Here is a 1,806-nt window from a genome sequence, read left to right on the forward strand (position 1 = left end):
ACTGCGGGTTCATTTTGCGGCAATGTCAAAATGGTGGCGCCCTGTAAAAAGAACTCCCGCAAGAGGGCTCGTTCGGCACGGTCCATCAGGTTGACCTTAGCTTCAATCGTTTCCGTCACGCGTTTATCACTTAAGTGACGAATCGACTCATCTAAGCCAAGGTTTAATAACTGAGTTAAGAAATAAGCAATTGAAATGATTAGTCCTAGGCCAACGAAATGGGCATGCTCGGGGACGAATTTATCCAGTGCCAACAAGGCGAGCACATTCGATGGGATCGCCAATAACACAGCACAGCTGACCATTAGCCATAACATGACTCGAAACATCATCTTTTTAGGGCTAAACAATTTCACTGAATCCAGTTTGAGTTTAATCATAATGTTATCCCAGCGACAAAAAATTGAACTTAGACGGCATCAAGCAAGTTTGATGCCACTGTATCAGTTAAAATTGCGGGATATTTCATGGGGATAAAATGCACAATCTAGAGGCTTGAGTCTATGCTTATAAGCATCCAACTCGCTATCAGATAAAGACTATTTAGATGCTGACATTCTTTAGTCAATTTATTAAAAGCCCGATAGGCAGGCATCTCACCTTGTCTATCGTGCTGTTCAGCTCTCTGATTACCTTAATGACGACCGCCTACCAACTGATCAGCGACTACCGCGGCGATGTCACTCGCATCGACCGTGTATTCTCCAATATTGAAAAAGCTAACCTCGATGTCCTCGCCGCCAGCATTTGGGTTATCGATGAAAGACTGATTAATACTCAACTAAATGGCCTTATCCAACTACCTGATATCAATTACATTTCAATCAAAGATGATAGTGGTCAGTCATGGAATTCTGGCGAGCAAAAGCAAAACCACACGCTCAGTAAAACCTTTCCTCTGGTGTATAAGTCGCCCACGGATAATATCAATGTCGGCAGTTTAGAAGTCCAAGTGGATATGGATGCTATCTATCAACGTCTCTACGATAAAGCGATCCTCATCCTGCTATCCAATGGCATTAAAACCTTCTTAGTCGCGGGATTTATCCTGTTTCTCGTCTGGTACAACATCACTAAGCATCTCGACAAACTCAGCAATTACTGCAAACGCATCGACTTAGATACCGACTTTGAACCACTGCAATTTGAACGTAAAGACAAGGTCGATGAGTTTAAACAAGTCGCCGATGCTATCAATAGCATGCAGGATCAGCTTCGCAGCTCCTTTGAGGCATTGAAAAGCTCTAAAGCCGAACTGCAAACCGCCTTAGAAGACAGAGAACGGTTGCTGAAACTCGAACGGAGTTATAAGGAAGAACTCGCAAGACAGGTCAAAGAAAGAACCCAAGAATTAGAGCAGTCATTAACGGCGCTAAAACGGGCGCAGCAAGTATTAGTCGAGCAGGAAAAAATGGCCGCCTTGGGTGGACTCGTCTCTGGGGTTGCCCATGAGATCAATACGCCGATCGGTATTTGTTTGACGGCGGCCAGCACTCAACTGAACCATATCGAAGAGCTGATTGACCTCATTCACAGCGAACACGCCACCCTCGACGAAATCAACGCCATCTTAGATGAGTATCAAGAAAGCTGTGAGCTAATCGTCCGTAATATCACCAAAGCCAGCAGCCTGATCCAAAAATTTAAAACGATCGCCATCGATCGTAGTCACGAAGAACATCAGTGCATTAATCTGCAAAGCCAGCTTAAGGAGATCCTAGAATCGACCTTAATCATGTATCCCAAGGTCAGCGTACAAACCCAGCTACAGGTTACGCCAACACTCAATATCCAGACCAATGTCAG

At 44.5% G+C, this 1,806-nt stretch carries 2 protein-coding genes; one reads left to right on the forward strand and one right to left on the reverse strand.

Annotation, left to right across the window (positions count from 1 at the left end; translation table 11 throughout):
* A partial coding sequence (locus ACQY6Q_RS17240) for a superinfection exclusion B family protein (RefSeq protein ID WP_427983344.1) occupies positions 1-380 on the reverse strand: 380 nt, incomplete at its 3' end.
* Positions 381-547: 167 nt separating this feature from the next.
* On the opposite strand from ACQY6Q_RS17240, the gene ACQY6Q_RS17245 reads away from it, so the two are divergent.
* A partial coding sequence (locus ACQY6Q_RS17245; protein ID WP_427983346.1) for a histidine kinase occupies positions 548-1,806 on the forward strand: 1,259 nt, incomplete at its 3' end.

This window comes from Agarivorans sp. (assembly GCF_050295395.1).
Taxonomy (GTDB): Bacteria; Pseudomonadota; Gammaproteobacteria; order Enterobacterales; family Celerinatantimonadaceae; genus Agarivorans.